A 24,331-nucleotide genomic window follows, 5' to 3' on the forward strand; every position below is an offset into this window, starting at 1 on the left:
ATTCCATGTTTTCGGGTCGGAAGGGTTATCGGCCTTCGCGGTGAAGGCAACCATCGCCATCGCAAGCACCGGCACCAGCCGAGCCAGCGCACGCCACCAACTTGCTACACGGCTTGAACGGCGCCCCAAAAACACGCTTTGCCAAAGCCCCCTCGACACAACCGATAATAGTTGTGGCAACGGTGCTTGCAATAGGTTTGAAAGAACTGCGCAATACTTATTCCACCTGGTGTCAGCAAACAAAAAAGGGCGGCCCGAAGACCGCCCTTTTCTTATCCAACCGGCAGAGCCGGATCGATTATTCCTTGATGGTGACGACGATGCCGGCACCGACGGTGCGGCCGCCTTCACGGATGGCGAAGCGCAGCTTCTCTTCCATGGCGATCGGCACGATCAGCTCGACATCGACCGTGATGTTGTCACCAGGCATAACCATCTCGGTGCCTTCCGGCAGCGACACGATGCCGGTCACGTCCGTCGTGCGGAAGTAGAACTGCGGACGGTAGTTGGTGAAGAACGGCGTGTGACGGCCACCTTCGTCCTTGGTCAGGATGTAGGCTTCGGCCACGAACTTCTTGTGCGGCTTCACCGTACCGGGCTTGGCCAGAACCTGGCCGCGCTCGACGCCTTCACGGTCAACGCCACGCAGCAGCGCGCCGATGTTGTCGCCTGCCTGGCCCTGATCGAGCAGCTTGCGGAACATTTCAACGCCCGTGCAGGTCGTCTTGGTCGTCGGACGGATGCCGATGATCTCGAGTTCCTCGCCAACCTTGACAATGCCGCGCTCGACGCGGCCGGTGACGACCGTGCCGCGGCCCGAGATCGAGAACACGTCTTCGATCGGCATCAGGAACGGCTTGTCGAGCGGACGAACCGGCGTCGGGATATAGGCGTCGACCGCAGCCATCAGCTCGCGGATCGCGTCTTCGCCGATCGTCTTGTTCGAATCTTCAAGCGCGGCCAGCGCCGACCCCTTGACGATCGGAATGTCGTCGCCGGGGAATTCGTTCTTCGACAAAAGCTCACGAACCTCGAGCTCGACCAGTTCGAGCAGCTCGGCGTCGTCGACCTGGTCGACCTTGTTGAGGAACACCACGATCGACGGCACGCCGACCTGACGGGCGAGCAGGATGTGCTCGCGGGTCTGCGGCATCGGGCCGTCGGCGGCCGACACGACCAGGATCGCGCCGTCCATCTGCGCGGCACCGGTGATCATGTTCTTCACATAGTCGGCGTGGCCGGGGCAGTCGACGTGGGCATAGTGGCGGGCAGCCGTCTCGTATTCGACGTGAGCCGTCGAGATGGTGATGCCGCGTGCCTTCTCTTCGGGCGCCGCATCGATCTGGTCGTAGCGCTTGTACTCGCCAAAATACTTCGTGATCGCCGCCGTCAGCGACGTCTTGCCATGGTCAACGTGACCAATCGTGCCGATGTTCACATGAGGCTTGTTACGCTCGAATTTACCTTTTGCCATAGTCTCTTTCCTTGGACGGCCTTGACCTTCAGTTCAGTCGAATGCGGGGCGATTAGCGACAAAGGCCAAAAAACACAAGCGTCTTTTGGCCGGGTGCCGTCTCACTCAGTCTGAACCTGGGATCCGATTGCGGGGATGTGGCGCTGATATAGGAAGGCGATGCGTGAAATGAAATGGGTGACAGGCCGATCGATCGAGGCCTGCATCAAGTGCTCTTGCCGCCAATCCCTGTCTGGATCACGGCCAGTTGATGGCCCATTGCGGCGGCCACCGAGGTCTGATCTCCTGATCCCATGCATTTCATCCCTGCCTCGATCCGCGGCCCGCTGTTCATGATCGTTTCGACCGGGTCGTACCTGGTCAACGATACGATGATGAAACTCGCGACGGCAGGTCTGCCGTCCTACGAAGTGCTGTTCCTGCGCGGGGTCGCGGCAACGCTCTGGGGCTTCCCGCTGTTGTTCCTGCTGGGCTACGGCAAACAGATCCCGCTGATCTTCGACGGCCATGTGCTGCGCAGGAACCTGCTCGAGATGGCGGCGATCCTTTGCTATGTCGTGGCGCTCGCCAACATGCAGATCGCCGATTCCACGGCGCTGGGACAAATCACGCCGCTCCTGATGCTGGTCGGCTCCTCGATCCTGTTTGGCGAGCGCATCGGTGGCCAGCGCATGGCGCTGATCGGGCTCGGCTTCATCGGCGCGCTGATGGTGGCGCAGCCGACGATGCAAGGCATATCGGTCTACGCGCTGCTCGCGCTCGGCAACGCCACACTGGCAGCCGCGCGCGACCTTGCCGGCCGGCGTGTGCCGGCGGAGGTGCCGGGGATGATCGTGGCGATTTCCGCCGTCGTGGTGGTATTGATCGGCGCCGGTGCCGCGCATCTGGTTTCCGAGCGCTGGGTCATGCCCGAGGCGCGCCACCTTCTGCTGATGGCAGGCGCCGGGTTTTTCCTGATCTTCGGCCATTTCTTCATCTTCATGGCCTATCGCATCGGACCGACCAGTGCGGTGGCGCCGTTCTACTACTGCTTCACCGTCTGGGCGGTTATTTCGGCCTGCTGGTGTTCGGGCAGTTCCCCAATGCGCTGGCTGTCTGCGGCATCCTGCTGGTGGTGGGCAGCGGGCTGACCATCGTGTCGCTGGATCAGCGCAAGCGCAGGCTGACCGTCGTCGCGTAGCATCGCCACCCGAGCGCCTGTTTCTCATGTTGCAGAGCCCAGATTGATCGTCTATTCGGCGATATATCGTCTATCCGACGATGCCGTGATCAATCAGCCAAGGGAGTTCCCCCATGACCGATTTTGACCAGAACAAGAACTCCGACGCCGAGCACAAGGCCGCCATCGCAAGTCGCTGGTCGGCTGGGCGGTGTTCATCGCCGGAACGCTGATCTTCTTCGCTGCGGCCGATGCGGTGCTGATGCCATAGGCAAGCCCGAAGCCGGTCTTGCCTCAGCAAAAATCCGAAATTTCAGATCATCCGGCTGACGCTTATAGCGTCCGGCGTCCGCTGAACTGGTGGTAGGCCCACAGCACAACTATCGCGCCAACCACTGAGACGATCAGGCTGGAGATGTTGAGACCGGTGACACCCACGCCAAAAATCTGGCTGCAGATCACGCCGCCGACGATGGCACCGACGATGCCGAGCACGATATCCATGAGCAGGCCCTGGCCTGTTTTATTGACGATCTTGCTACCGATGAAGCCGGCAATGGCGCCGAGAATAATCCAGCTGATGATACCCATTTTTTTCCTCTCCATCCCTCGCCAGCCCGACATTTTCATATGACTGTCAAAACCACAAGCCAGCTTGAAATTCCGCCCGATTGCGCCATTGTTGAAGATGGGTCGGGCTTGGCTAGATGGAGGATCCACTATGGGACTTTTTGACAACGCCGTTCCCGGCGGCAACATCACCAAACCGCTGATGATCGCGCTCGGCGCGTTGCTGGTCGGAAAAATGCTGAGCGGCAGAAGCGCCGAACAGCCGGATCAAGCACCCGCACCAGCCGACCCAACGCCTGCCGGGACCACCGCCAGCGAGGGCGGCCTGCTCGGCGGTCTGGGCGGCCTGCTCGACAAGCTCAAGGACGCCGGCCACGGCAACGTCGCCGATTCCTGGGTCGGAACCGGCCAGAACCAGTCGATCAACGCCAACGACCTCGGTTCTGCGCTTGGACCACAGGTCATCCGCGAGATCGCACAACGCACTGGAATGGACGAGGGGGAACTGCTCAAGCAGTTGTCCACGGCTTTGCCAGGCATCGTCGACAAGCTGACGCCGAACGGCCAGGTACCACAGCAGCACCAGGTGGCTTCCGCGTTCAACAGCTGACACGGCCCTGAAACGTTGAAGCGCTGCGTATCGGCCGCGCAGCGCTTCGGCTTGCGGTTTCTCTCTGGGTGGAAATCTGGCGCTGGATGAAAGTCTGGAGCGGGTAGCGGGAATCGAACCCGCATATTCAGCTTGGAAGGCTGCTGCTCTACCACTGAGCTATACCCGCGCCTTGCACTGAAGTATCGGATTCACCCGAAAAGCGCCATGCACTTTCGGCCCGATGCTTTTTCGTTTCAGGGCTTCCGGGCCGGCAGTGGTGGAGAGGGTTGGATTCGAACCAACGTAAGCTAAGCTAACGGATTTACAGTCCGTCCCCTTTAACCACTCGGGCACCTCTCCAGTCTGCCGCCGGAGCCATGCAACGAGGCATTCGCGCCAATTCGGACCCGAGTTGTGTCTTCTCCGAAACCAGCGAAGCGCCTTATGGCGGCAAGCCCTTTGGGTGTCAACCGCGCAGGAAGGCTTTTTCGATGTTGTTCGCCGGCTGCGGCGACAGGGCATATCCTTGGCAACGGGAGACAGCTATAGAAGCCGGCCATGAGCAACAAGACAAACACCCCGAAAGATACCCATTACGCCAATCTGCGCCGCGCCTTTCGCGACGAGAAAAGCGGTGGCGCACCAGCATTCAAGCCACGCCAGCCCGTTCCGCCGGGCGAGAACGCTGCCGACAGCCTGGTGCGACTTTATGGCCTGCACACTGTGCGGGCGGCACTCGACAATCCGCGCCGCAAGATCCGGAAAATGCTGGTGACGCGCAATGCGGCCGAGCGCCTCGAGATAGCCGATCTCGCCGCACTGCCTTTCAAGGCCGAACTGGTCGAGCCGAGAGACATCGACAAGATCACCGGCTCGGACGCCGTGCATCAGGGCGTGCTGATCGAGGCGGAGCCGCTGAAGCCCAAGCGCCTCGATGCGCTGGGCGACACCAAGCTGGTGCTGGTGCTCGACCAGGTCACCGATCCGCACAATGTCGGCGCCATCCTGCGCTCGGCGGTCGCCTTCGGCGCCGGCGCGCTGATCACCACGGCGCGCCACAGCCCGCAGGAATCGGGCGTGCTGGCGAAATCCGCCTCCGGCGCGCTGGAGCATATCGACCAGATCGAGGTGAAGAACCTGGCCGACGCGCTCGGCCAGTTGCACGAGGCCGGCTTTCGCACAATCGGGCTTGATTCGGACGGGCCGGCCGAACTCGAAAGGAGCTTTGCCGGAGAAAAGATCGCGCTGGTGCTGGGGGCCGAAGGCAAGGGCCTGCGTCAGAAGACGCGCGAGACGGTGACGACGCTGGCACGGCTCGACATGCCGGGCGTCATCCGCTCGCTTAACGTGTCGAACGCCGCGGCGATCAGTCTCTATGCCGCACGGGCCTTCCTGAAGCGCGGCTGAGCCGGAAACAGCGGACTATTTGCTGCAAACGAGAAACGGGTCCCGGCGACAGACGCCGAAACCCGTTCTTCGACGGTCAAGAGGTGGCGGCTTGGGAACGTTGCGCCGCCCTCTCTCGACCTATGCCGCTTTGCCCTTGATTTCGGCCACTTCGCCGCCGACCTCGAAATTCGCCATCCGCTCCAGCGCCCTGACCAGCGCCGAGTGATCTTCCTTGGCGCCGCCATTGGCGGCGCAGGAATTGAACAGCTGCTGCGTGGTCGAGGTGTTTGGCAACGACACGCCAAGCGCTTTCGCGCCTTCCAATGCCAGATTGAGATCCTTCTGGTGCAATTCAATGCGGAAGCCTGGCGCGAAGGTGCGCTTGACCATGCGCTCGCCATGCACTTCGAGAATGCGCGAGGCCGCCAGCCCGCCCATCAGCGCCTGCCTGACCTTGGCCGGGTCGGCGCCGGCTTTCGAAGCAAAAACAAGCGCTTCGGCGACGGCTTCAATGGTCAGCGCGACGACGATCTGGTTGGCGACCTTGGTGGTTTGGCCGACACCGTTCGGGCCGACCAGAGTGATGTTCTTGCCCATCTTCTCGAACACAGATTTTGCGCGTTCGAAGGCCCTTTCCTCGCCACCGACCATCATGGTGAGGGATGCCGCCTTGGCGCCGACCTCACCGCCCGAAACCGGCGCGTCGAGGTAATCGCAGCCGAGATCGTTGATCTTCTTGGCGAAGATCTTGGTCTCGATCGGCGATATCGAGCTCATGTCGATGACCAGCTTGCCCTTGGAGAGGCCCGACGCAACGCCGTTATCGCCGAACAGCACATCGGCGACCTGCGGCGTGTCGGGCACCATGGTGATGATGATGTCGGCAGCCTTGGCCACGGCGGCGTGGCCCGCGACTGTTTTCAGGCCTTTGGCGACGAGATCGGCTGAAGGCTTGGAGCGGTGATCGCTGGCGATGACCTTGTAGCCGGCATCCAGCAGATGCCCAGCCATCGGTGCGCCCATGATGCCGAGGCCGATAAAGCCGATGGTTTCCATTGTCTTTCTCCTGAAAGTCTTTGCTCGAACTCGTCGAAGGTTGGCGCTGCCCCTCATCCGCCTGCTGCCGGCACCTTCTCCCCGTATAGTGAGGGGGAGAAGGGAAGCGCTCCGCCTAAGCTGCCGCGCTCCCCTGCCCGGCGAGTCCTCGGAACCAGCCCAAGCCGGCCTCCGTCCCCGCCTTCGGCTTGTATTCCGCGCCGATCCAGCCGGAATAGCCGATGCGGTCGATGTGATCGTAGAGGAAGGGATAGTTGATCTCGCCCGTCCCCGGCTCATGACGGCCGGGATTGTCCGCAAGCTGGATATGCGCGATGCGGCCGAGGTTGGCCTCGATTTTACGGGCGAGATCCCCCTCCATGATCTGCATGTGATAGATGTCGTATTGCAGGAACAGGTTTTTCGAGCCGACGCGATCGATCAACGCGAGCGCTTCGTCGGAGTAGTTCAAGAAGAAACCTGGAATGTCGCGGGTGTTGATCGGCTCGATCAGCAGCCGGATGCCGGCCTGTTCCAGTTTCTCCGCCGCGAAGGCGAGGTTTTCGGCGAAAACATCCTCGAGCACCTTGCGGTCGGCGCCGGCGGGCGCGATGCCGGCCAGGCAATTGACCTGCTGGCAGCCGAGCGCCTGTGCGTAGGTGATCGCCTTGGCGATGCCCTGGCGGAATTCCGGCACACGGTCCGGCAACACGGCGATGCCACGCTCGCCCTTGCCCCAGTCGCCTGCCGGCAGGTTGAACAGCACCTGCGTCAGGCCGTTCTTCTTTAGCCTCGCGGCCACCACCTCGGGCGCATGGTCGTAGGGGCCGATATATTCGACGCCCTTGAAGCCGGCGCGCGCGGCGGCGTCGAAGCGGTCGAGGAACTCATGCTCGCCAAAGAGCATCGACAGATTGGCTGAAAAACGCGGCATTCTTTTGTCCTTCTTCTCAGTCGAGCATCACGATCGCGGTCGGCGCATCCTCATGGCTTTCCGCAAGGTCCTCGAATTCGGTGATCTTGTCGATCTCGGTGCCCATCGAGATGTTGGTGACGCGCTCGAGGATGAATTCGAGCACCACCGGAACCCGATGTTCCTTCATCAGCCGCTGCGCCTGCTTGAAGGCGCCGGCGAACTCCTCGGGCTTCCGCACCCTGACCGCCTTGCAGCCCATCGCCTCGGCAACGGCGACATGGTCGACGCCATAGCCGGCCTCGGGATCGCCTGATCGGTTAATGTTCTCGAAGGCGAGGCTGACCTCGTAATCCATCGCAAAACCGCGCTGCGCCTGGCGGATCAGGCCGAGATAGGCGTTGTTCACGACGACGTGGATGTAAGGCAGCTTGTGCTGCGCGCCGACCGCCAGTTCCTCGATCATGAACTGGAAATCATAGTCGCCCGACAGCGCCACGATGGTGCGGTCCGGATCGGCGGCGCGAACGCCGAGCGCTGCCGGCAAGGTCCAGCCGAGCGGGCCGGCCTGGCCGCAATTGATCCAGTTGCGCGGCTTGTAGACATGCAGGAACTGCGCGCCGGCGATCTGCGACAGGCCGATGGTGGTGACATAGGTGACGTCGCGGCCGAACGCCTTGTTCATCTCCTCATAGACACGCTGCGGCTTCAGCGGCACCTGGTCGAAATGCGTCTTGCGTTTCATCGTCTTCTTGCGGGCCTGGCACTCCTTGGCCCAACCCGACCAGTCGCGCAGCTTTCCGGCCGTCTTCCACTCGGTGGCGACGTCGAGCAGCATCTTCAGCGCGGCACCGGCATCCGAGACGACGCCGAGGTCCGGCGCGAAGACACGGCCGATCTGCGTCGGCTCGATGTCGACATGAATGAACTTCTTTCCCTTGGTGTAGACGTCGACGGAGCCGGTGTGGCGGTTGGCCCAGCGGTTGCCGATGCCGAAGACGAAATCGGCCTCCAGCATCGTGGCGTTGCCATAACGGTGCGAGGTCTGCAGCCCGCACATGCCGGCCATCAGCCGATGGTCGTCGGGGATCGCGCCCCAGCCCATCAGCGTCGGGATCACGGGCACACCAGAAATTTCCGCGAATTCGATCAACAGATCCGATGCATCGGCATTGATGATGCCGCCGCCGGCGACGATCAGCGGCTTTTCGGCCGCGTTGAGCATTGTCAGCGCCTTTTCGGCCTGGGCGCGCGTCATCGCCGGCTTGAACGGCGTCAACGGCTCATAGGCATCAATGTCGAACTCGATCTCGGCCAGCTGGACGTCGACCGGCAGGTCGATCAGCACCGGGCCCGGGCGCGACGAGCGCATGAGATGAAATGCCTTCTGCAGCGCCATCGGCACCAGATACGGCTCCATGACGGTAACAGCCCATTTGGCGACCGGTGCGGCGATGGCGGCGATGTCGACGGCCTGGAAATCCTCCTTGTTCAGCCGGGCACGCGGCGCCTGGCCGGTGATGCACAGGATCGGAATGGAATCGGCGGCGGCCGAATATAGCCCTGTGATCATGTCGGTGCCGGCCGGACCCGAAGTGCCGATGCAGAGGCCGATATTGCCCGCCTTGGCACGGGTGTAGCCTTCCGCCATGTGCGAGGCGCCCTCGACGTGGCGGGCAAGGACATGGCGAATGGTGCCCCTCGCCTTCAATGCCGAATAGAGCGGATTGATCGCAGCACCCGGCACGCCGAAGGCGCAGGAAATGCCTTCCTTTTCGAGAACGAGAACCGCGGCATCGACAGCGCGCATCCTGGCCATTTTTCCGACCTCCACTGGGGTGTCATTGTTGGATGGCCGAGGATGTCAGCAAGCCGGCTATTTTTCAATTTTTTCAGAATATTTTTTCATTTCTAGAAAAAGACGCCTATACCCTGATTTCATTCGCTTTTCGGTTTTCCAGGAATTCCCTGCCTCAAGCGAGTGAAAAACTTTTTCATTGCTTGTTCAGTGAAATCGGCGAAACTGGCGCCATGGAAACCACTGAGAAACGACAGCGCGGCCGTCCGCGCGCTTTCAACGGGCCTGCCGAGGCCAATTCGGTGCAATCGCTCGACCGGGCCTTGCGCATCCTGGCCATTGTCGCCGAGGGCAGCGGCCTGTCGCTGAGCGAGATATCGGCGCAGAGCGGCTTGGCCGCCTCCACTGCCTACCGCATGCTGACGACGCTGCAAAACCACGGCATGGTCGAGTTCGACACATCAGACCAATTGTGGTCGATCGGCGTCGAGACCTACCGCATGGGCGCGGCATTCCTGCGCCGTCGCAAGCTGGTCGACCGTGCCCGCATCGTCATGCAGGAGCTGATGGAACGAACCGGAGAGACCGCCAATCTCGGCGTCGCCGAGGATGATTGCGTGGTCTTCGTCAGCCAGGTCGAGACGCATCAGGCGATCCGCGCCTTCTTCCGGCCGGGCACGCGCAGCCCGTTCCATGCGTCCGGCATCGGCAAGGCGGTGCTGGCGCATCTCGAACCGGAACGCGTCGGGACAATTCTGCGCAAGGCCGGCCTGCAGCGCTTCACCGACAAGACGCTTTCCGAGATCCCTGCCCTCGCCCACGATCTGGCTGTCATCAAGCAGCGCGGCTGGTCGGTCGATGACGAGGAGCGGCATCCCGGCATGCGCTGCGTAGCCGCCGCCATCTTCAACGAATTCGGCGAGCCGATCGGCGGCGTCTCGGTGTCGGGGCCGACCGTGCGGGTGACGCCGGAGCGGCTGGCGGAGATCGGACCGATGGTGCGCAATGCCGCGGCCGAGGTGACCAGGATGATCGGCGGCGTGCAAGCCGGCTGATCAGCCCGCCACGGGCAGCGCGCTCTTCGTCGCGATATCGAAGAAATCGAGCAATATCGCCAAGCCGACGCCGCAGGCAGTGAAGATGAGGCCGGCGATGAAGATGCGGTTGGCGCGTTCATAGACGCGCCGCTGCAGGGACTTGATGTCGAGCAGCAGCGCCAGTGCCCGCATCTGCAAGGCGATGCCGGCCAGGATCGGCAGGACGGCGACAAGATGGTAGGCCCGCCACGGGATCGGGTTGGCTGCCCAATGGGTGATGAAGCCCAGCGAAAATGCCAGCAGGATGCCGACAGTGGTGACGGTGCCGTTGCGGAAAACCGTTTCGATCAGGTCTTCCCTGGGATCCTGCTCGTCCAAGCCACCCTCCCTCAGCCGGGTCATCGGGATAGACTAGACGCTCAGAAAATCGCTGTATAGCGCCCCCCAGATCGGATTTCACCGCCTTGCCGTGGCGTTCGAATGCATGCGAAAGGGCGCGGATGAGGAAAACGCTTCAGCTTCTGCTTGTCGCTTCGCTTTACGGATGCGTGGCGACGACACCTCAACCCGATACCGGGGAACAGCGCGTCAATCCCATTCCGTTCTCGCTAGCGCTCGAGGAGGTCGTGACGAGTGGTATCCGCCAGCACCTGCCGGATCCGGCCTCCGCCAGGTTCGGGGCGATTCTCGCCGGCGAGCGAACGCTGAGTGGCCGCCAGGAGATCGTGGTCTGCGGCACCGTCAGCGCCAAGACCCCATCCGGGGGCGGTGACAAGGCGTTTGTTGCCAAGGTCTACCCGGATGCCGGAAGCAGCTTCGAACTCGTCGCGATGAGCGACACTACGGAAACGAGGCATATCGTCGGCAGCACCTGCAGCGCCGCCGGATTGCCGATCGCCGATCCCAGCCCGAAGACGCAACTGTAAGTTTCTGTGAAAAAAGCAAAAAGGGGCCCGCGTGAGCCCCTTTTTCTGTTGCTGAAACAATCCTCCTCCCCTCTCAGAGCCGGCAATAGTGGCTGTAGCCATCGTGACCGATGTAGGTGTCGGAGTCCGGATCGTAGCTCGAGTAGCGATCGAGGCAGCGGCGGACGTGCCAGGAACCGCCGTCTTCGTCGACATAGACGGTGCGCGGCGGCTGCTGGGCGAGCAGGCTGCCAAGGACAAACCCGCCGACGCCAGCGGCGATGCCGATGCCGAGGTCGTGGTGATGCGAATGAGCCGCCGAAGGCTGAACGGTGCCGACCAGCGCGGTGGCGGCGACGGTGGTGGCGATGAGGCCGGAAACGAGTGTGCGCTTGAACATGATGATCTCTCCTTGCTTCGTTGACCGAGGCGATCCATCCGCCTCTTGATCATCTGTCGTCGCGATACCGAAAAAGGTTCGAAGCTTTTTTGATCTTTTTTTGCGGAGATACGGTCGGTTCCTGCCTGTGGCCACGGAGAATGCAAAAAGGGCGGCCGAGGCCGCCCTTCGAACGCGACAGGCCTTGGCATCAAAAGATGATAACCACCCCGTCATGGTGGTGATGATGGTGATGGTGGTGGTGATGCCACCAGTAGTCGCCATGGTCGTCGTCGTAGTGATGATGGTGATGATGCATTCCGTAAGCTGACGACGTCTGAACCGTGGCAGCTAGCGCGCCTGTGGCAACGAAAATGGCGACGAGAGCGGAAGTGAGCGTGCGCTTGAACATGATGATCTCCTGGATCCTTGACCGAGACGACCATTCGCCTCTGGAGATCAGTCGACGCGGCATGTCGAAAGGTTCGAAAGGTGGAGGAGTTTTTTTGCGACACGGGAGGACGGGTGAGTAGTGAGTAGTGAATGGCGGATCACAGGCGCCCGGCCAACCACCCACTACTGACTACTGACTACTCCCCTACTCACTTACCCGTTCACCACATGCCCGTGACATGCCGCAGCCAGAAAGCCAGCGCGATGAAGCCGATGATCGTGGTCACGCCGGTCCAGTCGACATTGGCCTTCTTCACATCGCTGATGAGCTTCACCAGCAGCATCCAGGCGATGACGACGATGGGGAGAATGATGACAAGCCTGATCATGCGACACTCCAGTCCGAAGCGATTGCACCTCACCATTATGTAGGAAGCGTGCCCGCGAATTTCAGCATGTGCATCCAAAGCGTCATCCACCGCCGGGGTAACCGAAAACGGAGTTTTGTCTTTACTGGCGCAACAAATATGCTAACCGGAGCGCCGTGCCCTTGTAGCTCAGCTGGTAGAGCAGCGGTTTTGTAAACCGAAGGTCGGCGGTTCGATTCCGTCCGGGGGCACCAGCTCCCCCGAGACAGTTCGGCCTCTGTTACTCACTCGCCTGCCGAGCAGCGAGGATAAGGCCCAGCACCGATCAGCTACTTCTGCTCTGAAGACCAAGGGAAGTTCACGTATCTGTCGCGGCTGTCGTAGCAGATGTTCCCGTACATCTTCAGATAGGCGTCCCGTCGCGCCGCGTCCGCATAAACCGAGGCTGGGTCCTTGAGGTCGGCCCCATACTGCGCAAGGTTGGCGCTCGTAAGCGCTATCGGAAGGATGTCCATCGCCTGCGGGACGCTTTTGCCTTCGAGCCAGTCGGCTCCAAACTCTCCCATGGCATACCCGAAAACAGGCGAGGACAACGAGATACTCGCCTTGTAAGGGCTGTTGCCCTTCCTGATTTCGGCAACCGCTTCCGCCTCGCCGTCAATTCCGCCAAGGAATTGGTCAGGCCGATCTTTCCCCGCCGCGCGCAACGCTTCCAGCGCACCAAGCACGACGGCGTCGCCGCCGAGCACCACGTCGATGTCCGGATTGGCAAGGAGGATGGTTTGCATGGTTGCGAACCCGCCTTCCTTGCTAACCGGCTTCGGCGCGATATCTGCCACGATCGTCACGCCCGGCATCGCATTCAGGCCGGCGCGCATTGCCTCGAACCGAGGCGCCAGAAACTCCATCGTATCCTGGGTCAGCAGAACGACCTTGGCCTTCCCTCCGAGCCTGGTTTTTATATGATTGATCGCTGCGTCGGTCAGCACCTTGCCCGTTCGATATTGCGGAGCATTGAGCAGCAATGTTGCCGGCGGAGGCACGATGGTGCCAACAAACGCACCCGACCAGATTGCCTGCTGAAGGGCGGGACTGAACGCCGCCGGATCCGGAGACGTGGCAACCATGGCGCCAACCTTTGCCGCCACCAAAGACTGAACCTGGGTTATCGCCTTTCCCACATCATTTTCCACCAGAACTCTTCGATATTCCAAGCCCCGATCTCTTGCGGCCATGGACAGGCCATGGTCGACCCCCTGCAGGAAGTCGCGGTCGTTCTCCTGCACATAGGCAAGCACTTTTGCGAGACCGGCCGGAGCGTTGCATGAGGTCGCGTTTGGATCGAAGGCGGGGAATACTGTCCGCTGTTTAATGCCCGGGCCGCCTTCCCCGGCACTCGCGAAAGTCCCGCTCATCGTGGCAATGAGAAGCAGAGCTATGGCTGACCCTGTTGGCCAACGGCAGGCAATCTTCTTATGATCAAACACGTCTGCCCCCGTCGGCGTCAATTGCTGGCGCCACGACTATCACATCACATTCGCGATGCTGCCGCAGTGATTTTTCCACCTCGCGGCGGCGCGGTCTACTATGCGGCGGTAGAGCGCCGTGGTTTTGTCGAAAACACCAAATGAGCGGCGGTTCCTGGCTGAAGCGTTCGATACTCGATCTTGGCGCCCAGGCTGATGCACATGGCATGGATGATCCTGCTGCCAACGCCGGTCCCTTTGGCGGGCGTACCTTCAACCTTTCCAACCCCATTGTCTTCAACCACCAGTTCCGCTTGCTCGCCTGGCAGCTTGCTGAGCCGGACGCGGACCTCTCCGACACCATCCGGATAGGCGTATTTGAAGGCATTGGTCACCAGTTCGGTGATCACCACGCCAAGGTTGATGCTGATGTCGGTTTCGAGCTTGATCGGGTCGATGTGGTAAGACAGGCCCACACCATGGACTTGGCTGCGCAGCGAGGTGCGCAGGTGATCGAGCAACCCAATGAGATATTCGTCCAAATCAACCGAGCGGACGTCGGACGAGCCGTAGAGCCGCCTGTGAACCAGCGAAATCGCAAAGATGCGATCCTGGGTTTCGGCGAGCGCTTCCTTGGAAGCGCGATCTCCGACAGCCTTCGATTGCAGGTTCACCAGCGACGAGACCAGAGCCAGGCTGTTGGCGACGCGGTGATTGACCTCTGACAAAAGCACTTCGGCCCGATCGCGCGCCTTGGCCAGGTCCTCGGTGCGGGTGGCGACCCGTTGCTCCAGCTCGCTGTTGAGCGCGTTGACCTCGTCGCGCGTATCGCGAAGTTCTCTGGTGTATCGCGCAGCACCATAGGCTGCTCCGCCAACCACGGCGACGATGACAAACCCGCCGATTGCCGAAACGAGCCGCAGCCATGCGCTGTTGGCACGCTGTTCGGCGACCCCTGACGTCAGCCGGTCATCGGCTCGTCCAATGATCCCCGAAAAGAACACATTGGCTTCGTCGGTCAGGGCCTTGCCTCTGTTGGTGCGGAATATCGCCAGTATCTCCGCGTCGCGCTGATCACGCTTGAGAGCTATCGTCTGATCAAGCTCATCAAACTTGGTGGTTATGATCGCAGACAGCCGTTGCAGCGTGGATTCCGAATTGGGGTAGGATGTCAGCAGGCTTTGCAAAGCCTGCAGATGACGCTGCGCCTGGGCCTTGGCGGTCTGGTAAGGCCCCAGGTAAATTTCGTTCCCGGTGATGACGAAGCCGCGCTCACTCGCCTCTGCAGTCTGCATTGCATTTCTCAACTCGACGGCCGCGATGCGCGTGTCGCGCGCCTCAATCGCATTGTCGAAATATGATTGAGCTCTCTGCCCCAGCCAGAAGTTGGTGGCGACGATGGCCATAAGCGCCGCAAACCCTATGAACAGGGACGCGGACGTGAGTCGGACAATTTTGCTGCTGGAAACTGGCATTCGGGCATTCCTGCCCGATTTCATGCGCGCGCGCCATCATGTAGTGCGAGCTAATAAGACGCGCGCGCAAAACCTGCTGCGCTGCGTTGATTTTGCGCCAACATCTTCCAGCCCTGCGAACTGGTGGAGAACGACGGGGCAGCGGCGCTAAACCGCCCAATGTCCTAGTTCGGGCATATCTCGAAAAAAGCTGACCGTTGGATTTCCGGCAGGCCTTCGAACTGGACCCGAACCACCTCGATCCTTGCGCCAACCTTCTGAAAGACAAGATGCATGTTGTCGTAGTCGTGTTGGGATGCCGTTTTGCCATCTGATCGGGTGACCGTTACGGGGTGGAGGCCGATCCCGATTTCATCGCCGGCAACGATTGCCGATTCAGTGACTTGATCGACAGTGGTCACCAACACGCCGCCGTGCTTGTCCAGGATGGTCGCCGTCGCCTCTCCGCCGGACGGCACCGCAAACGTAACCCTATCCATCGTCGGCTGAGAAATATCCCTGCTGCAATCCGGCGACCACGCGCCCATGAGGCCAAATTGCTTCATGGGCCCTTCGATGTCAGCGCCAAGGGCTGGGGCGGAAAACACACCAGATGCCAAGAGAACCCCGAAAACGCTGCGCATTGCCCCTCCTGCACGCTATCCCATTCGCGTAGCTAGGCACTGAACTTGGGCGCCTCTGTGGCCCGGCTCTCGAATGGTTTCTCACAGGCCGCGCAAAAGACACCCACACCGCTCAGCCGATCCGACCCATCCCCAGGCCGCGATCCCGTCACACCCCAATCGCCGCCACCAGAATCCGGTTCTGCCGACGTAACGCCGCGCGCAGTTCCGGTATCCTGTCCTCGTCTCGCTTCAGGAACTCGATGAACAACATGTTCGTGCTGTTAAAGATCAGGTCGCCGGGCGCCGCGCCGTCGATGTCCTGGCGCAGAAAGGCCGAGCGCCTGCAGCCGGGCGATCAGCGCTCGAATCTGCTCGGCCGGGACCGGTCGAGCGCGGCTTAGGCGTGGCCCAACGATCTGTCGGGCAGCTGCGTCGAGACCGCCATCGGCTGCTGCCACAGCGGCTGAGACGATGGAGCGAGTGTTCGATGTAGATACCAAACGCGTGTCCAGCGTGTCATCGACAAAAGCCGGCGGCTCGATCGCCAGCCGCAGCCCGCCACGAGGCGCTCACGACTTGCTCTGACGCGCCCACCCTGTTGAACGTGTTCCTCACCCTGATCGACTTGTAGACATAAGCGACCCAGATGCCGGTCCCAACAAACGAGGCTATCGGCGCCACCAGCGCATCGCCTGCGAGTACCTGGTTCACCGGAACGCCCAGAATTAAAGCAATCCAGATCGTGTCCAGGACAAAAACGACAGGGATCGCAAGCCACTGAAGCAGAAACAGTTGCGGGAACCGGTGGCTTCGCCGCAGCATCGAAACGAGCACGATCAGCTGAAGCGCCAGAAATCCCAGATTGAGAGCAACCTCGCCATACACCGCCAGCGGCCCATTTGAGAGGGTCATGAGTCGCTGGTAGCCGTCGGTCGAATTGGCGAAGTCAGCGAGTGTGCGCAGCGGTGATAGTGCCTGACCGATCGCCAGCAGCATCAGCCAGCCGCCAAAGCCCACAAGAGCCTCAGGATTCTGTGACGGCTTGGCGGCTGAACGAACAGCAAAGAAAACAGGCACGCCGATCAACAGCAGGACGATCGCCCAATGCCAGATTGAAAACGCCCCCATTTACCCCCCCCTTATTTATGCCCTTATAAGTTGTATCAGATTTCAAACTCAACTCAAGAGGTGAGGCTCGTTGAAACCACATCTGATGCCGAAGCGACGATTTCTCCTGCCTGCTCCTGACTCTCTCACACCCCAATCGCCGCCACCAGAATCCGGTTCTGCCTTCGTATCGCCGCGCGCAACTCCGCTATCCTCGCCTCGTCGCGCTTCACGAATTCGATGAACATCATGTTCATGTTGTTGAAGATCAATTCGCCGAGTGCTGTGCCGTCTATGTCCTGTCGGACCAGGCCAATTTCCTGCAGGCGGGCGATCAGCGCCCGGATTTGTTCGGTCAGTGAGCGGTCGAGGGCGGTGTAGGCCTGGCCGAACGGGCTGTCGGGCAGTTGCGTCGAGATCGCCATCGCCTGCCGCCACATCTCCTTGCTGAGATAGTGCAGCGAGTGCTCGATATAGATGCCGATCAGCGTGTCCAGCGCGTCGCCGACATTGGCCGGCGGCCGGGCGACGACGCCGCGCCCGGCATTGAGCACTTCGTTGACCTCCAGCGAGACGATGGCGCCGAGGATGTCGCCCTTGTTCTCATAGTAATTGTAGATCGTGCCGATCGACACTTCCGCCTGCGCGGCGATGGTTTCGATCTTGGCGCCCTCATAGCCGGCCTCGCGAAAGAGCTCTGCCGCCGCCTCGATGATGCGCCTGTGCCGGTCCGCCTTTTGCCTTGCCCGCAATCCGCTCATATCAGCCTCTTGCCACAAAAACAGAATTGACTCAATTTTAGAATTGGTTCAACTTTTTGCAAGAAGCCACAAAGGCAAGGGAGAACACTCGATGTCCGTCAAATCCGCATCCGGGAATCCGCTTTCCGTCCTGAAGCGCCATCTGCACGCCGCGTGCGCCGCCACGGCACTGCTGCTTGGAGCAGGCAGCCTCGCCGAGGCCGCCGATCTCAACGCGCTGATCTGGTGCGATCATTCCGATCCGGCATTGCTGCAGCCTTTCGAGGAGGCCAACAACGTCAAGGTCAACGTCAAGGAGTTCGAAGGCACTGGGGCTGGGCTCGCCATCGTCGAGCAGTCGCAGCCCGGCGACTGGGACGTGATGGTGATCGACTCGATCGACGTGCCGCGTGGTGTCGAAAAGGGGCTGTTCGAGCCGCTGCCGGAAGACAAGCTGCCGCTGGCCGATCTCTTCCCGCAGGTGAAGATGGACGGGTCCACCGTGGTCGGCGGCAAGCGCTACGGCATCACCGAAAAATTCGGCTACAACACGATCGGCTTCAACAAGACCAAGGTCGATCCGGCCGACATGCAGTCCCTGGCGTCGCTGACCAGCGACAAGTACAAGGGCAAGGTCGCCATCTACGACTATTACCTGCCGGTCATCGGCATGGCCGCGCTGGCCATCGGCAAGAAGACGGCGGAGCTGACCGAAGCCGACTTGCCCGCCCTCAAGGACGAGCTTCTCAAGATGAAGGCCAACGCCAAGCTGGTCGGTGAAGTCACCGCCAGCCAGACGGCGCTGGCCACCGGCGAAGTCGATATTCTGGTCGGCGGCGGCGAATGGGTGACGGCGGGATTGGCCAAGGAAAACCCGGCGCTGGATTTCTCCATTCCCAAGGAAGGCGCGGTGCTGTGGTCGCAGTCGCTCGCCATGTTCAAGGAGTCCAAGAACAAGGATTTGGCACTGAAATTCATCCAGTACATTATGAGCCCGGAAGGTCAGGCGCGGCTTGCGACTTCTTCCTGCTACTGGGGCATGCCGGCCAACACCAAGGCGGCACTGACCGACGACCAGAAGAAGGTCCTGCGTTTCGACGAGCAGCCGGGCTTCCTCGCCCGCGCCCAGTCCTATCCGGCGCCGAACGCCGATCTCGACAAGAAGATGCAGGACATGTGGACCGAAATGCTGCAGGCGAAATGAGCAGATACCGCTCATGAGCACGGCCGGAAACAATGGGCGTGCCCTGCCCCGAGCGGGCCGTGCCCTGCCCTGGGCGCTGGTCACGCCGGCGCTTGGCTGGACGCTGCTGTTCTTCGTGCTGCCCTTCATCGCCATGGGGTTTTCCAGCCTCACGGCGCATGAGGGCGGCGGCTTCACGCTCAGCAACTACAGCCAGTTCTTCACCAACCCCTCCTACTGGCAGGCGATGGTGAACTCGTTGCAAGTGACGGCGATCGTCACCGTGGTTTCGGTGCTGCTCGCCTATCCCTTCGCCTGGATCCTTGCCGAACAGGTGCCCGAACGCTGGCAGCGGCTGGCGCTGATGCTGGCCGTGCTGCCGTTCTGGACGTCCTATGTTGTGCGTTCTTACTCCTGGCTGCTGGTGCTGGCGCAGAACGGCGTCATCAACCGCGCGCTGACCGGCTCCGGCCTGATCGCCGAGCCGCTGCAGCTCGCCAACACTCGGCTAGCCACGGTCACCGGCTTCGTGCATTTCTTCGTCATGCTGCTGACGCTGACGATTTTCGCCAATTTGAAGCAGCTCAGCCCGAGCTACCGCAAAGCCGCCGCCGATCTCGGCGCCGGGCCGGTGCGCACCTTCCTGCATGTCGTCCTGCCGCTTACCTTGCCCGGCATCATGGTCGGCGCCTTCCTGACCTTCGTGCTGTGCATCGGCGACTACATCACGCCGCAGATCCTCGGCGGCAACAACGAGCTTCTGATGCCGCAGCTGGTGATGATGCAGATCGGCCGGCGCGGCGATTTTCCCCTCGCCTCGGCGTTGTCGATCATCCTGATGGCGGTCGTCACCATCGCTTACCTCGCCTGCGCCCGCTGGCTGAAGATCGAGCGGGCCTGAGATGCGCAGGATTGTCCGTGTCGCTTCCTGGCTCTACGCGCTTGCCGTCTACGGCTTCATCTTCCTGCCTGTCGTGGTGCTGGTGCTGTTTTCGCTTCAGGCAACGTCGTTTCCGATCCCGCCCTTCACCGGCCCGTCGCTGCGCTGGTACGAGGCGGTGCTCTCCGACGCGCGGCTGACTTCGGCGCTGGTCAATTCACTGATGGTTGCGGTGCTTTCCTCAGCCACCGCCGTCACGCTCGGCTTCCTCTCGGCCTGGGGCTTTGCACGCTTCGTGCTGCCGGGCTCGGGCCTGCTGCGCGGTTTGATCACGCTGCCGCTGACGGTCAGCTACCTCATCATCGGCATGGGGCTGCTGGTGCTGTTCAACTGGGCCGGCATGCCGAAATCGCTGCTCGCGGCCGGCATCGGCCATGTCGTGATCAACCTGCCGCTCTGCTTCGCCATCATCTACAGCCAGATGGGCGACCACCAGATCAACATCGAGCGCGCCGCGCGCGACCTCGGGGCGCCGGAATGGAAGGTGCTGCTCCTGATCACCGTGCCGGTCATGGCGCCCGCCATCTTCGCCGGCTTCTTCCTGTCGATGACCTTCTCCTGGGACGAATTCGTGATCTCCTTCCTGCTCACCCGCTTCGACACCACGCTGCCGGTGGAAATCTGGAATCTGCTGCGCTCCGGCCTCAACCCGAAAACCAACGCGGTCGGTTCGCTGGTCTTCGCCGTCTCCATCGTCTTGGTCGTGTTGTTCGAACTGACATTGCTGCGCCGGAGAAAGACATGACCGCGCCCCTGGTCGATATCCGCGCTGTCTCGCACCGTTTCGGGCAGCTGGCCGTGCTGAAAGACGTCTCGCTGCGGATCGAGCCCGGCAGCTACACGATCCTGCTTGGGCCATCGGGTTCCGGCAAGACGACGCTATTGTCGATCCTGGGCGGCTTCGTCACGCCCAGCGAAGGCAAGGTGTTCATTCGGGGCGAGGACTGCACCGCGGTGCCGCCGGCGAAGCGCCCGACGACGACCGTGTTCCAGGATTATGCGCTGTTTCCGCATATGAGCGTCGGCGGCAATGTCGGCTTTGGGCTGCGCATGCAGGGCGTCGACGGTGCGACGCGCGCCGCAAAGGCGCGCGAGGCGCTGGCACTGGTCGGGCTGGCTGCCGCCTTCGACAAGAAGCCGCACCAGCTTTCCGGCGGCCAGCGGCAGCGCGTGGCATTGGCGCGGGCGCTGGTGATCGAGCCGGCGGTGCTTTTGCTCGACGAGCCGCTCGGTGCGCTCGACCTCAAATTGCGCCGGCAGATGCAGGACGAGTTGAAGGCGATCCAGAAGCGCGTCGGCACCGCCTTTATCCATGTCACCCACGACCAGGAAGAAGCGATGGCGCTGGCCGACCACTGCGTGGTGATGAATGACGGCCGCATCGAGGACGAAGGCCCGCCTGAGCGCGTCTACGCCAGGCCGGCGACGCGTTTTTCCGCCACCTTCATGGGCGAAAGCACCATCCTTGCCGGCAAGGTGACGGAAACCAAGGACAGGGAAAGCACTGTTGCGACGCCGGCCGGAGCGGTTTTGGTGCCCAGCGCCTTGCCCGCGGGCTCGGCTGTTGCGCTGGCCATCCGGCCGGAGCACCTCATCCTCGGCGAAGCCGCGGGCAGCGCAAGTCTCGGCATGGCGGAAGTAACCGACGTCGTCTTCCAGGGCAGCTTCAAGCGCGCGCTTGCCGTCTCCGTCGAAGACGCCTCGCTGCAGTTCATCGCCAAGCTGCCCGCGTCAGCCACCGTCCAGCCCGGCGACACGGTTGCCGTTTCGTGCGATACCGACCAGATCATCGTTTTGACGGACTGAAATGGCACCCCTTCCGGTCATCGGCGCACCAGACTGGTACGAGACCATCCGCATGGCCGACGGCGTCACGTTGATCCACGAGCCATGGATAAAACCCTTCTTCCGCTGCAACATCTGGCATGTGCGTGGGCGCGACCGTGATCTGCTGTTCGACAGCGGTCTCGGCCATTTCAGCCTGCGCACACATGTGCCGCTGGTGAGCGAGCGCAAGCTGACCTGCGTCGCCAGTCACACGCATTTCGACCACATCGGCTGCCATCACGAATTTCCCGACCGCTGCGTGCACCGGGCCGAGGCGGAGATCCTCGCCGATCCGCGCAACGAATGGACGGCCGCCGGCACATATGCGACCGAAGAGATGTTCGATCGCCAGCCGCAAGGTTGGGACACGGCGCGCTACCGCATTTTAGCCGCGCCGGCCGATCGCCTGCTCGAGCATGGCGATATCATCGATCTCGGCGACCGCACGTTCGAAGTGATCCACCCACCCGGCCATTCGCCCGGCGGCATCGCGCTCCATGAGAGAAAGACCGGCATCCTGCTGTCCGGTGACATCATCTATGACGGCCCGTTGATCGACGACGTCTACCATTCGGACATCCCAGACTATGTCGAGACGCTGCTCGCCATGCGCGATCTCGACGTTTCCGTCGTGCATGGCGGCCATTTCCCGAGCTTCGGCAAGGTGCGCTACCGCCAGTTGATCGACGAGTATCTTGCTCAGAAACGCCTGGCCGGCTGCCACCTGAGCCAGCGCCCCTGAGAAACAGCTACGGCATCAATTCGAAATGCCGCGGAAATGCCTGATGCAGCAGCAGCAGCATGGTCTTGCGCAGCACATTGGTGTCACGGCTCGAAGGGTTGAGATGATCCCAGTACCAGGCGCCGTGAACCAGATAGTTCAGGCTCTCTGACAAGGTGTTGATGTCGACGCCGGCATAGCCGCCGCTGCGCGAAATCTCGATCAGCAGCTCGCGTGCTTCGGCGGTGTAGGCGAGATCGCTCGGCAGGCCGATCTCGTTGTAGATCTGCATGCTCTTGCGGTCGCTGGAGAACACGACAAAGACCGACACCCAGTTCGGGTGCTGCCGGGCGAAGCGCTGCGCGCAATTGACGGCGCCAAGCAGCCTTTCGACCGGCGACAGGCCGGGCGCCCGCACCAGGGTGATCCACAACGCGTCATACTGATCGCTGAGATCTGCAGCACGGCCCGGAACAGGTTCTCCTTGCTGCGAAAATGAAACACCACCAGCGCGTTGGACGAGCCGACATGTTCGGCGATGCGCTGCATGGTGAGGCTCGCCAGGCCCTCCTCGGCGATGAGCTCGATGGTGGCGTCGATGATGCGCTGGACGCTCGCTTCGCCGCGCTCGCGCCGCCGGTCCCTGGGCGGCGCGGCATCGTTTGCCGCGCCCTTCGTCACCGCAGCCTTGCGTTTCTCCGGCTTTGCCATTGTCTTGCGTTGCGCCATTTTCGTCAGGCCTTTCAGACCCGCGGCGGAAATATCCCGCCGCATAAGTTACTCCGGCTATGGCACGTCGCTTCATCCCGGAAGCGTCTCAAAGCGCCGGACGTGTCTCGGCATTTCCATACCATTGGCCCTGAGCCGTTTCATAGGCCAGCCCCGCCCGGAAGACATCGGCATCGCAATAGGTGCGGCCAACGATCTGGATGCCTGTCGGCACGCCGTTGGCGGCGCGGCCCGACGGTATGGTCAGAACCGGGCAGCGGCTCAGCATGTTGAACGGCGTCGTCATCACCCAGCCCAGCGAGGGGTTGACCTCTTTGCCGTTGATCTCGACCCTGTCCCTGGTCTGATCGAATTCCGCCGGCACCGCGGGCAACGCGTTTGTCGGGCAGATCAGCACATCGTAGGTCTCCAGTAACGGGCCGAGCGTCTGGTACATCCTTGCCGCCACATCGAGCGTCGCGACAAAGTCCGTAGCTTTCGACTTCTGCCCATCCTCGGCAAACCGCCTGGCATAGCTGGTCATGTCGCTGGCGTGTTCCGCAAGCAGTTGCGACAGCGACGCGCCGAAAAGGTGCTCGAGATAGGCCATTCCGGCCTTGAGCACCCTGTCATCCCAGCCAAGATCGACTTCCTCGACCGTGGCGCCGAGCGAGCGGAACACATCGCAGACGGCAAGCGTGTTCTTGCGCACGTCAGGGTCGACTTCAAAGGAGCCGAGATCCATCGAAAAAGCGATCTTCCAGCCTTTGATCGGCTTGTAGTCGAGCGGCAGGCGCAGTTTGGGACGCAGCGTGGCGATGTCGAGCGGGCTCGGTCCGGCCATGACATTCTGCAGCAGGATCGCATCCCTGATGTTTCGCGCCAGCGGCCCGGTGTGGCAATAGAAGTCGAGGTTGAAGGGCGGCTCGTCCGGATTGCGGCCGTAAGGCGGCTTGAAGCCGACAAGACCGCAGGCCGAAGCCGGAATGCGGATCGATCCGGCAATGTCCGAACCGGTGGCGATCGACGACGTGCCGGAAGCCAGCGTTGCCGCAGAACCTCCCGACGAACCGCCCGGCGTGAAATCCGGATTCCAGGGATTGCGAGTGACGCCCCACCGCTTCGACCAGGTATAACCGGCGCAGCTGAATTCCGGCGTCGCCGTGCGCGCATGCACGATGCCGCCAGCCTTGATGATGCGCTCGTTCATCGTCGAGGTGTGGCCGCCTATGGCATCCCTGGACAGCAGCGAGCCATGCGAAGTCGGCTTGCCCTTGATGTAGCTTTCGTCCTTGATGCCGATCGGCAGACCTTCCAGCGCGCCGGTCCTGGCGCCCCTGGCGTATTTCGCCTCGGCCTTGGCGGCCAGCCCCATCGCTTCCTCAAAATGCGTGAATGTGAAGCAGTTGATCGTCGATTTGGTGGCTTCGGCGCGGCGAATTGTGGCTCGCATCAATTCGACGGGTGAGAGTTTCTTCGCCTTGAACAGCCGCAGCGCCTCATGGGCCGGCATGTAGCAAAGGTCGAGATCGGACATCATAAATCTC

General features: G+C 61.7%; 27 protein-coding genes, 3 tRNA genes and 1 pseudogene. 12 read left to right on the forward strand and 19 right to left on the reverse strand.

Annotated features, from left to right (window positions below; genetic code table 11):
• Positions 1–298: 298 nt before the first annotated feature.
• Positions 299–1,474 carry an elongation factor Tu gene (gene tuf, locus AC0V7N_RS24935; protein WP_023723394.1) on the reverse strand — a complete coding sequence of 392 codons (1,176 nt, stop codon included), beginning with the start codon at positions 1,472–1,474 and terminating at the stop codon, positions 299–301.
• A gap of 293 nt (positions 1,475–1,767) precedes the next feature.
• Between tuf and AC0V7N_RS24940 the strand changes: the two genes are divergently transcribed.
• Positions 1,768–2,604 carry an EamA family transporter gene (locus AC0V7N_RS24940; RefSeq protein WP_496627334.1) on the forward strand — a complete coding sequence of 279 codons (837 nt, stop codon included), beginning with the start codon at positions 1,768–1,770 and terminating at the stop codon, positions 2,602–2,604.
• Positions 2,605–2,966: 362 nt separating this feature from the next.
• Here the strand turns inward: AC0V7N_RS24940 and AC0V7N_RS24945 are convergent, their stop codons facing one another.
• Positions 2,967–3,224, reverse strand: coding sequence for a GlsB/YeaQ/YmgE family stress response membrane protein (locus tag AC0V7N_RS24945; protein WP_027028819.1), 258 nt, complete (start codon positions 3,222–3,224; stop codon positions 2,967–2,969).
• A gap of 130 nt (positions 3,225–3,354) precedes the next feature.
• Between AC0V7N_RS24945 and AC0V7N_RS24950 the strand changes: the two genes are divergently transcribed.
• On the forward strand, positions 3,355–3,813 hold the full coding sequence (locus AC0V7N_RS24950; protein ID WP_475450923.1) for a YidB family protein: 459 nt from the start codon (positions 3,355–3,357) through the stop codon (positions 3,811–3,813).
• Between the two features lie 95 nt (positions 3,814–3,908).
• Here AC0V7N_RS24950 and AC0V7N_RS24955 read toward each other — a convergent pair.
• Both AC0V7N_RS24955 and AC0V7N_RS24960 read right to left on the reverse strand, forming a co-directional pair.
• Positions 3,909–3,982, reverse strand: a tRNA-Gly gene (locus tag AC0V7N_RS24955).
• Between the two features lie 88 nt (positions 3,983–4,070).
• Positions 4,071–4,155 (reverse strand) — tRNA-Tyr (locus AC0V7N_RS24960).
• A 198-nt stretch (positions 4,156–4,353) separates the two neighbouring features.
• On the opposite strand from AC0V7N_RS24960, the gene AC0V7N_RS24965 reads away from it, so the two are divergent.
• Entirely contained in the window at positions 4,354–5,202 is an 849-nt protein-coding gene (locus AC0V7N_RS24965; protein WP_475450924.1) for a TrmH family RNA methyltransferase, read from the forward strand.
• 120 nt (positions 5,203–5,322) lie between these two features.
• Here AC0V7N_RS24965 and AC0V7N_RS24970 read toward each other — a convergent pair whose 3' ends face one another.
• The 3 genes from AC0V7N_RS24970 to gcl form a co-directional block, all read right to left on the reverse strand.
• Positions 5,323–6,240, reverse strand: coding sequence for a 2-hydroxy-3-oxopropionate reductase (locus AC0V7N_RS24970; protein ID WP_475450925.1), 918 nt, complete (start codon positions 6,238–6,240; stop codon positions 5,323–5,325).
• A 115-nt stretch (positions 6,241–6,355) separates the two neighbouring features.
• A complete protein-coding gene (gene otnI / locus AC0V7N_RS24975) occupies positions 6,356–7,153 on the reverse strand; it encodes a 2-oxo-tetronate isomerase (RefSeq protein WP_496627335.1) in 798 nt (265 codons plus the stop codon).
• Between the two features lie 16 nt (positions 7,154–7,169).
• Positions 7,170–8,951, reverse strand: a complete 1,782-nt coding sequence (gcl, locus tag AC0V7N_RS24980) for a glyoxylate carboligase (RefSeq protein WP_475450926.1) — start codon at positions 8,949–8,951, stop codon at positions 7,170–7,172.
• 212 nt (positions 8,952–9,163) lie between these two features.
• Here gcl and bhcR point away from each other — a divergent pair, with 212 nt between their 5' ends.
• On the forward strand, positions 9,164–9,985 hold the full coding sequence (gene bhcR, locus AC0V7N_RS24985) for an HTH-type transcriptional regulator BhcR (protein ID WP_475450927.1): 822 nt from the start codon (positions 9,164–9,166) through the stop codon (positions 9,983–9,985).
• On the opposite strand, the gene AC0V7N_RS24990 is transcribed toward bhcR, so the two are convergent.
• The gene (locus tag AC0V7N_RS24990; RefSeq protein WP_475450928.1) at positions 9,986–10,345 is read right to left on the reverse strand and encodes a hypothetical protein; all 360 of its coding nucleotides are present in this window, start codon (positions 10,343–10,345) and stop codon (positions 9,986–9,988) included. It lies immediately after the preceding gene.
• 122 nt (positions 10,346–10,467) lie between these two features.
• Between AC0V7N_RS24990 and AC0V7N_RS24995 the strand changes: the two genes are divergently transcribed.
• The gene (locus AC0V7N_RS24995) at positions 10,468–10,893 is read left to right on the forward strand and encodes a hypothetical protein (RefSeq protein WP_475450929.1); all 426 of its coding nucleotides are present in this window, start codon (positions 10,468–10,470) and stop codon (positions 10,891–10,893) included.
• A 73-nt stretch (positions 10,894–10,966) separates the two neighbouring features.
• On the opposite strand, the gene AC0V7N_RS25000 is transcribed toward AC0V7N_RS24995, so the two are convergent.
• The 3 genes from AC0V7N_RS25000 to AC0V7N_RS25010 all read right to left on the reverse strand — a co-directional run bounded on the left by AC0V7N_RS25000 (position 10,967) and on the right by AC0V7N_RS25010 (position 12,033).
• Positions 10,967–11,272: a BA14K family protein gene (locus AC0V7N_RS25000; RefSeq protein ID WP_475450930.1), complete on the reverse strand. Its 306-nt coding sequence runs from the start codon at positions 11,270–11,272 to the stop codon at positions 10,967–10,969.
• A gap of 190 nt (positions 11,273–11,462) precedes the next feature.
• Complete coding sequence (locus AC0V7N_RS25005; RefSeq protein WP_475450931.1) at positions 11,463–11,663, reverse strand: hypothetical protein; 201 nt, start codon at positions 11,661–11,663, stop codon at positions 11,463–11,465.
• Positions 11,664–11,865: 202 nt separating this feature from the next.
• On the reverse strand, positions 11,866–12,033 hold the full coding sequence (locus AC0V7N_RS25010; RefSeq protein WP_475450932.1) for a hypothetical protein: 168 nt from the start codon (positions 12,031–12,033) through the stop codon (positions 11,866–11,868).
• A 157-nt stretch (positions 12,034–12,190) separates the two neighbouring features.
• Here AC0V7N_RS25010 and AC0V7N_RS25015 point away from each other — a divergent pair.
• Positions 12,191–12,266, forward strand: a tRNA-Thr gene (locus AC0V7N_RS25015).
• 75 nt (positions 12,267–12,341) lie between these two features.
• On the opposite strand, the gene AC0V7N_RS25020 is transcribed toward AC0V7N_RS25015, so the two are convergent.
• From AC0V7N_RS25020 to AC0V7N_RS25030, 3 genes are all read right to left on the reverse strand, one after another.
• Positions 12,342–13,499 (reverse strand): sugar ABC transporter substrate-binding protein, encoded by a 1,158-nt coding sequence (locus tag AC0V7N_RS25020; RefSeq protein WP_475450965.1) that lies wholly within the window; start codon positions 13,497–13,499, stop codon positions 12,342–12,344.
• A 98-nt stretch (positions 13,500–13,597) separates the two neighbouring features.
• Positions 13,598–14,953 carry a sensor histidine kinase gene (locus tag AC0V7N_RS25025; RefSeq protein WP_475450966.1) on the reverse strand — a complete coding sequence of 452 codons (1,356 nt, stop codon included), beginning with the start codon at positions 14,951–14,953 and terminating at the stop codon, positions 13,598–13,600.
• 164 nt (positions 14,954–15,117) lie between these two features.
• Positions 15,118–15,576, reverse strand: coding sequence for a hypothetical protein (locus AC0V7N_RS25030; RefSeq protein WP_475450967.1), 459 nt, complete (start codon positions 15,574–15,576; stop codon positions 15,118–15,120).
• Between the two features lie 242 nt (positions 15,577–15,818).
• Here AC0V7N_RS25030 and AC0V7N_RS25035 point away from each other — a divergent pair, with 242 nt between their 5' ends.
• On the forward strand, positions 15,819–15,959 hold the full coding sequence (locus AC0V7N_RS25035; protein WP_475450968.1) for a hypothetical protein: 141 nt from the start codon (positions 15,819–15,821) through the stop codon (positions 15,957–15,959).
• Between the two features lie 115 nt (positions 15,960–16,074).
• Here AC0V7N_RS25035 and AC0V7N_RS25040 read toward each other — a convergent pair whose 3' ends face one another.
• Together AC0V7N_RS25040 and AC0V7N_RS25045 are read right to left on the reverse strand one after the other, a co-directional pair.
• Positions 16,075–16,686: a DUF2569 domain-containing protein gene (locus AC0V7N_RS25040; protein WP_475450969.1), complete on the reverse strand. Its 612-nt coding sequence runs from the start codon at positions 16,684–16,686 to the stop codon at positions 16,075–16,077.
• Between the two features lie 125 nt (positions 16,687–16,811).
• On the reverse strand, positions 16,812–17,426 hold the full coding sequence (locus tag AC0V7N_RS25045) for a TetR/AcrR family transcriptional regulator (RefSeq protein WP_475450970.1): 615 nt from the start codon (positions 17,424–17,426) through the stop codon (positions 16,812–16,814).
• Positions 17,427–17,517: 91 nt separating this feature from the next.
• On the opposite strand from AC0V7N_RS25045, the gene AC0V7N_RS25050 reads away from it, so the two are divergent.
• Genes AC0V7N_RS25050 through AC0V7N_RS25070 form a run of 5 tightly spaced genes read left to right on the forward strand, consistent with a single transcriptional unit; the run spans position 17,518 to position 22,097 of the window.
• Complete coding sequence (locus AC0V7N_RS25050; RefSeq protein ID WP_496627336.1) at positions 17,518–18,609, forward strand: extracellular solute-binding protein; 1,092 nt, start codon at positions 17,518–17,520, stop codon at positions 18,607–18,609.
• A gap of 13 nt (positions 18,610–18,622) precedes the next feature.
• A complete protein-coding gene (locus tag AC0V7N_RS25055; RefSeq protein ID WP_475450971.1) occupies positions 18,623–19,489 on the forward strand; it encodes an ABC transporter permease in 867 nt (288 codons plus the stop codon).
• A 1-nt stretch (position 19,490) separates the two neighbouring features.
• The gene (locus AC0V7N_RS25060; protein WP_475450972.1) at positions 19,491–20,273 is read left to right on the forward strand and encodes an ABC transporter permease; all 783 of its coding nucleotides are present in this window, start codon (positions 19,491–19,493) and stop codon (positions 20,271–20,273) included.
• The gene (locus tag AC0V7N_RS25065) at positions 20,270–21,334 is read left to right on the forward strand and encodes an ABC transporter ATP-binding protein (protein ID WP_475450973.1); all 1,065 of its coding nucleotides are present in this window, start codon (positions 20,270–20,272) and stop codon (positions 21,332–21,334) included. Before AC0V7N_RS25060 ends, AC0V7N_RS25065 begins: the two co-directional genes overlap by 4 nt.
• A 1-nt stretch (position 21,335) precedes the next feature.
• A complete protein-coding gene (locus AC0V7N_RS25070; protein WP_496627337.1) occupies positions 21,336–22,097 on the forward strand; it encodes an MBL fold metallo-hydrolase in 762 nt (253 codons plus the stop codon).
• 7 nt (positions 22,098–22,104) lie between these two features.
• Here the strand turns inward: AC0V7N_RS25070 and AC0V7N_RS25075 are convergent, their stop codons facing one another.
• The 3 genes and pseudogenes from AC0V7N_RS25075 to AC0V7N_RS25085 all read right to left on the reverse strand — a co-directional run bounded on the left by AC0V7N_RS25075 (position 22,105) and on the right by AC0V7N_RS25085 (position 24,321).
• Entirely contained in the window at positions 22,105–22,494 is a 390-nt protein-coding gene (locus AC0V7N_RS25075) for a hypothetical protein (RefSeq protein WP_496628049.1), read from the reverse strand.
• A 104-nt stretch (positions 22,495–22,598) separates the two neighbouring features.
• Positions 22,599–22,850: pseudogene (locus tag AC0V7N_RS25080) on the reverse strand (TetR family transcriptional regulator); the annotation flags it as partial.
• Between the two features lie 43 nt (positions 22,851–22,893).
• Positions 22,894–24,321 (reverse strand): amidase, encoded by a 1,428-nt coding sequence (locus AC0V7N_RS25085; RefSeq protein WP_475450975.1) that lies wholly within the window; start codon positions 24,319–24,321, stop codon positions 22,894–22,896.
• Positions 24,322–24,331: the final 10 nt, after the last annotated feature.

It is taken from the genome of Mesorhizobium kamtschaticum (assembly GCF_056174585.1).